This is a genomic window from Marinobacter sp. (assembly GCF_052094685.1).
Classification (GTDB): Bacteria; Pseudomonadota; Gammaproteobacteria; order Pseudomonadales; family Oleiphilaceae; genus Marinobacter.
The window spans coordinates 1-4,656 of sequence record NZ_JBQDKB010000155.1 but is presented as its reverse complement, the minus strand read 5'-3'; the positions used below and the strand labels follow the sequence as shown (position 1 = coordinate 4,656).

General features: G+C 51.5%; 6 protein-coding genes. All 6 read left to right on the top strand.

The window, feature by feature from the left end; all coding sequences use genetic code 11:
• On the top strand, positions 1–685 hold a 685-nt coding region (locus ACTH3S_RS17855), incomplete at its 5' end, for a MotA/TolQ/ExbB proton channel family protein (protein WP_441810363.1).
• Positions 686–709: 24 nt separating this feature from the next.
• Complete coding sequence (locus ACTH3S_RS17850) at positions 710–1,231, top strand: ExbD/TolR family protein (RefSeq protein WP_441810362.1); 522 nt, start codon at positions 710–712, stop codon at positions 1,229–1,231.
• Positions 1,228–1,746, top strand: a complete 519-nt coding sequence (locus tag ACTH3S_RS17845; RefSeq protein WP_441810361.1) for an ExbD/TolR family protein — start codon at positions 1,228–1,230, stop codon at positions 1,744–1,746. Before ACTH3S_RS17850 ends, ACTH3S_RS17845 begins: the two co-directional genes overlap by 4 nt.
• 101 nt (positions 1,747–1,847) lie before the next feature.
• Positions 1,848–2,648 carry a C39 family peptidase gene (locus ACTH3S_RS17840; protein ID WP_441810360.1) on the top strand — a complete coding sequence of 267 codons (801 nt, stop codon included), beginning with the start codon at positions 1,848–1,850 and terminating at the stop codon, positions 2,646–2,648.
• Between the two features lie 59 nt (positions 2,649–2,707).
• Positions 2,708–3,718, top strand: a complete 1,011-nt coding sequence (locus ACTH3S_RS17835) for a transporter (protein WP_441810359.1) — start codon at positions 2,708–2,710, stop codon at positions 3,716–3,718.
• Positions 3,719–3,757: 39 nt separating this feature from the next.
• Positions 3,758–4,656 (top strand): OmpP1/FadL family transporter (locus ACTH3S_RS17830; RefSeq protein WP_441810358.1); only part of this gene is annotated, 899 nt, incomplete at its 3' end.

Genomic DNA, 4,656 nt, shown 5'->3' with positions numbered 1-4,656 from the left:
CGATACCGCCGTTCGCTTCTTTCAGGAAGGTGGCTTTTTTATGTTTCCGATAGCCGTTGTGCTGATTATCGGACTCATTGTAGCCATTGAGAGATATGTATATCTGTCTGCTCAGAAGATCACTAATCGCAGGGACTTCAACCGCCTGCACCAGATGATTGCGAAACGTGATTTCAAAGGTGCGCTCAATTTCGCTCAGGAATCCGGTACAGCAATGGCTATCATGATCGGTTTCGGTCTTCAGCGCTTGGCTCGTCGCCAGGGCCGTGAAGACATCGAATACGCCATGGAAGAAGGGCTGCTGGATGTGATGCCTCGCCTTGAAAAGCGTACTCAGTACCTCGCAACACTTGCCAATATCGCAACATTGCTGGGCCTGTTGGGAACCATCATCGGCTTGATCGCTGCCTTTACAGCGGTTGCTGCGGCCGATCCTGCACAAAAAGCCAGCCTGCTTTCCCAGAGTATTTCCGTCGCTATGAACACCACGGCTTTTGGCCTTATGTCGGCCATCCCCATGCTGCTGATCCATTCTATTTTGCAGACTAAAACCAATGAGATTGTCGACAGCTTTGAAATGGCTGGCATCAAGGTGCTCAACCTGCTCAGTGATGGTTCTGGTTCTCGCCCTGGTGCTCAGCCGCAAGCTGCGTCACCTTCTGCCTCGGCGGCGGCGCCGGCCTGATAATCAGCTGGAGGACTTCAGGCTATGAGACGGAAACATCGTCGATTGCAGAGTGAGCCAGATCTCGACATTACGCCGTTCATGAACCTTATGATCGTGCTGGTGCCGGTGCTGCTTTTAAATATGGTGTTTGCACACACCAGTGTTCTGGAACTTAACTTTCCCACTGACGAAAGCATGACGACGGAGCAGGTTGAAGAGTTGCAGATACAGGTGGTTATCCACTCTGATCGCCTGGTGGTTGCAGACAACCAAGGCGGAGTGATCAAAACCGTTGACCAGAACGCTGGTGAATACGACTTTGCCCGGCTTAAAGAAGTCCTGAAAGAACTCAAAAGTCGCGTGCCCGATAAAAAGGACGTGATCATCATGCCGTCACAGGAAACCTCCTATCAGGCTTTAGTTGCCGTCATGGATACGGTTCGATCATACAACGCCGTGGTTGCGGGTAACCTTGTGGAAGCGGAGCTGTTTCCAGAAATCTCCTTGGGCGATGCTCCGGTGGTGGAGGCTGAAGTGGCGCAAAAAGCTGGGGGTGCATTATGAAAGAGTCTGCTAAAGCCCGTCGGCTAAAACGCCACCATAGGCGTAATAAAAACCAGAGCAAGATGAACCTAGTGTCGCTAATGGATATCTTCACGATTCTTGTGTTCTTTCTGATGGTTAATTCCTCATCTGATGTGCAGGTGCTCAACCAGAGCAGCACGATCAAACTGCCAGAGTCCACTGCTGTGCAACCACCGGGTGATGTGCTGGCACTGACGGTGACTGATCTGGATATCCTCGTAAACGGGCGTGTTGTTATCACTCGCGACGCACTGAAGGCGCTGGATGGACAAATAGAGCCGGGCCTTAAAAAGGAGCTGGATTACCAAGCCAGTCGGTCTGCCCAGCCGGTACCTGAGGCAGGGCGGGCGATTACCATTTTGGCAGACCGAGAACTGCCCTATGATCTGCTGAAAAAGATCATGTCGACCTGTGTGGACGCGGGATACGCCAGTATCTCTCTGGCTGTTAACCAGCGTGAAAAAGCGAAGGATCATCTGCAGCATCAGATTTGAGGCACAGTTATCTTTAAGCCATCGGCTCTTTCGGTATCTTACGGTAACAATATGTAATCCGATAAGTGTCACGGATAATAAAAACAGGAAGTTAATCTGACATGCTGCTGGTGCTCGCAGGATCCATTCTCACATTTGCCATGGTGCAGGAAGCTACCGTCGTAGAGCCCTATGAACGGGGCACTGTCGTTATTGAGCAAAAGGTAGATGCCAGTCCGGTGAAGCTCAGTACTGATTTTCGTGTTGAGCCGCTGGTGGAGCAGAAATTCCGCAATATTGTCCGTCAGGCATATGACTACAGCTGCGGCAGCGCAGCACTCACCACCATATTGAATTTTTATTTGGGGCGCACGCTCTCAGAGCGCCAAGTAATGGAAGGCCTGCTGCATTACGGCGAAAGTGATCGCATCGTTTCGCGTCGTGCTTTTTCCATGCTTGATATGAAGCGCCTTGTAACAGCACTGGGTTATCCGTCGGGTGGTTTTCGCGCGACGATCGACGATCTCATAGATCTCGATCACCCGGCTATTGTTCCTATCCAACATGCTGGCTTCAAACACTTTGTAGTGCTCAGAACCATCCGAGATGGCCGTGTATATGTGGCCGATCCCGCGGTAGGTAATTTGTCTTTTACCCTCGCCCAGTTCGAAGAAAAATGGCACGACAACGTGTTGTTCATTGTTTTCCCGGGCAGTGACAAGCCTTTAGATAACCTTGAACTCAAAGAAGAAGATTTGCGCTTTGTAGACGACCAAACGATGACCTTGCTGGCACTACAGCGGATGCCAGCCTTCCATGAGTCTACTGCTAGACGCATTCAGAATTTGCTTGAACGTCAGAAAAATAACCCGGATGGCAGTGTTGAGAATACCCGAAAGCAATTGCATTACCGTCGCAATTAACATTTGCCGGGCAGAGTGCCAGGCACAGGAATGCTACCAATAAAAATTAGGGAGTTAGGATGAATCGTTGGCTTGTGCGAGGTCTTATCCTTGTTTCCGCTGCGGGTTTGCTTTCGGGCACGGCCCTGGCGCAGGAAGGCAATGTAGATCAAGCGAGGGATGCGCTCGCAAAACAGGAGGGCGATAAAGACTCTTCACGCCAGCTTGAGGAAGTATTCCAGGCGGCTGAAAAGAATTACTCTCTGCAGAAAAAAGGGTCTCACTCCCTTAATTATTCGTTTGATTACTCTTACACGGCCGATCAACGTCTGGACCTTGCCATTACCAACGGCTCGGTACGCAATTTGGATGTCGTGCCCTCCGCAACCCATAACTTCACCAATGCGTTTTCCTATGATTTTGGCTTGTTGGATAACCTTACCGTAGGTGCACGGGTTCCTCTGGTTGTTAAGTACGACACTGAAGATGAACTGAACGTCTACGATTTTGGTGACATCTCTGTGACTGGTCGGTGGCAGCCTTTTGCTTATGTGCCAGGGAAAATGTCAACAACTCTGTTCGGTACATTCACCAGCAAGACAGGCGTCAGTCCCTACGAGATTGATATAAACGAGCAGCTTTCCACCGGCAGTGGCTATTACTCCCTCGGTGGTGGCCTAAGTCTGTCAAAGGTACTCGATCCGGTTGTGGTCTTTGGCTCAGTAAGTGCAACCTATAACCTGCCTGCAGAGGATCTTCAGCAGGTTCGCGGTGCTCGACTGTTGAACGAGGTTGAGCCCGGTTTTGGCATTTCCGGCTCTGCAGGGTTTGCCTATTCACTTTCTTACGATATTTCCCTGAGCATTTCAGCGCAGTTGAGTTACAGCGACGAAACCAACCTCACATTCTCCAATGGCGACCAGGCAATGGCTCAAGATCAGATGAGCGGTTTCCTGAGTGTGTCGTTGGGGACCCGGGTCAGCGACACCACGATTGTGAATACCAGCCTTGGTATTGGCCTGACTGAGGACGCCCCGGATTTTTCTCTCGGAGTGTCCCTGCCCATTAACTTCTCCGGCCTCAAAGAGTGATTGGCGCCGCTGACGATTTGACGGGAAGGGAAGGATTTCATGGGACATAACAGCCATAAACGGCAGCTTCTCGCGGCAATGGTCGCCACGACACTCTCGTGTGGAACCCAGGCTCAGCTCGCACAGAACCTGACCATTCATCCAAAGGCATTGGCTTTGGGTAACGCTGTCACGGCCGATCCTCCCGGGATCATGGCCATTCACTACAACCCAGCGGGCCTGACAAAACTGGAAGGGCGCCAGCTGGAAGTGAACCTGATGAGTATCTATCTGGATATCGACGCCGACTTCACGGCCCCAGATGGATATGAGATTTTCGGAATAGATGGTTTGGAAATAGACCCGAACACAGGCAAGCAAAGGGACCCAGTTGCCAATAGTCATAGCCACACCAACAACGTTGCGCTTTATGTGCCTGGTTTTGGCATTCTCCGAACCCCGCCCGGGCCGGCAATTGCGCCTTCTGCGGGTTTCAGTATTAATCCGCCGGGCTCCAAACTGACCTTTGGTAACGCCTTCTATCTGCCTCTGGCCGCAGGTTTTTACCGTGATAAAAATGATCCGGGTCGTTACCAGCCTCAGGCGACCGCATTGCAGCGCACCACCTATTTGGCACCAACCGTGGGCTACAAGATTAATAATGAATGGTCTGTAGGCGCAGGGATTCACCTGTCCCACATGGGTATTGCGGCAGATCAGTACATGCGGGCGCCGAACCTTTTGCTGGGCGTGGCAGAAATTCTCCAGGATGCGTTCAACTGTGAAAGTGGCGACGAGCCATTGCAGCCTTGGCTAGCATTGTGTGGCGGCAACGTGGGCCCCTGGGACGATATCGGTGCTTTAAGCATCAACGTTCAAGAAACGCTGTCGCCCACCTACACACTGGGTGTTATGTGGGAGCCAACAGATTGGTTTAGCTGGGGGGCAAGCTATACCTC